Raw genomic sequence first — 1637 nt, 5'->3', positions numbered from 1 at the left:
AGTTAAATTTTTCAAAAAATTACTGGTTTAAAAGGTTTCAACAGGGTGTCAATTAATGGATGCATCAATGGATTGGACGTGTTTAATTCATAAATTTTATTATAAATTAAGCCCTACTCATTTTAAAAAAATTTAATAAACTGTACTTCTCTTCGGCCGCATCAAATATAATTAGGTAAAAAAAATCTTAAATAATTCATATTACCTATCCATTTGTATTTGAACATTTTTAGCATTTATTTATACATTTATTCTAATTGATACGGGCAATAGATCGCACATTAAGGCATTTTGGGACTGCAGTGATAGGGTCCAATGACAATAGATAAATTAGGCCAGTTTATTAAAAATCTTAAAATCAGACCTATTATATGCTGACTTCGTATACTGAGACCCTTTGGGCAGAACCACTTGCCTGGCAATGAGCGTATACGGGACGTAGGAAGATGGGGTACTAGAGTATAGTTCAATACCTACTCTCAGCATTATTCTGAAATTTATTTCTTAAAGCAGTATTAGATAGCTTAACAGCAAACAATGATCAAGAGCTTAATCATCTCGACACACTGAAAATGAAAGAGTATTTTAAAAATGAGTTATTAACGCTACCAGGTAAGACTATAGCTTTTAATTTGGATGTATTTGAAAACTTTCTTTATTATTAGCTGAGTTCCTTTATGATCTAACTGAACAAGTTACATATTTAACTTATTGCTCATAATTAAAACTAGTAAGATAAAATTTAAAAATAGTTGATCAAAAACATCAAGAATACTTTATTATGTTTTAATAGATTATTTACCTATGTAACGACAATAATACTCTACCAATGCACATAAAAAATAATTTGGAATCTATTTAGTATTTATAGTATATCAAACTACGATCGCATCTATTCATTAACTTTAAATTACTAGAATTTAGACCCGAGTCTATGAAGAACTTTTATTTTCTTCATCTACCGCCGATAATCTGCTTCAAAGCAAAATAAATGACCAGTGTATTGACTGGATACATACACAAGGAACTAATCGTATACAGTGCGTTAAATCGTATATCTCAACCTTTTGATAATCGGAAGTATGAAGGGTTGTAATTCTTGCCAGATGATTTAAAATCTGCATCACCTGTATCTAAGATCAGTTACGTCAGAGCGGTTGTCTTTCTCCCTGAGCCGTATAGCCGCCGGGGCCAGCGGTTGTACCAAGCCCAGAAGCTGGTCAAACTGGTAACAAAGCAGCCGCAAAACCACTCAAAATACAGTCGCTTCAGGCCTGGACTATCAGGGCTTTGCCATACTGTTTTCAACAGGTACTTAATAGGTTCGGGCAAGTTAAGGATCGGCGATTGACAGACAAACGGCGTTTGGTCGGCCAGCTTTTGTGCCACCGCTTCCAGCTCGGGTGCATAGGCCGTCAGCAAACGTATCATTTCGCCGGGTTCGAACTGGATACTCAGCATCTCAAACGCTTTATCGCTGACTAATTCATTTTCTTCCAGCGAGCCAGGGTTATACAGGCAGTTATGATATCCGGTCAGGTAGGCTTACGGATTATCCGGAGTCAAAATAGATACTCCTCTTGCAAGGTTTGATAGCTTAGTTTTTATCTAGCACTAGCATTCTTCCCACTACCATA

General features: G+C 35.8%; 1 protein-coding gene. It reads right to left on the bottom strand.

From position 1 onward, the window contains the following. Window positions 1-1143: 1143 nt before the first annotated feature. Window positions 1144-1431: a hypothetical protein gene (locus BWI97_RS26675; protein ID WP_146011086.1), complete on the bottom strand. Its 288-nt coding sequence runs from the start codon at window positions 1429-1431 to the stop codon at window positions 1144-1146. Window positions 1432-1637: the final 206 nt, after the last annotated feature.

The organism is Siphonobacter sp. BAB-5405 (genome assembly GCF_002872335.1).
Classification (GTDB): domain Bacteria; phylum Bacteroidota; class Bacteroidia; order Cytophagales; family Spirosomataceae; genus Siphonobacter.
The sequence above is the reverse complement of the archived record's forward strand: the minus strand, read 5'-3'. Positions and strand labels throughout refer to the sequence as shown.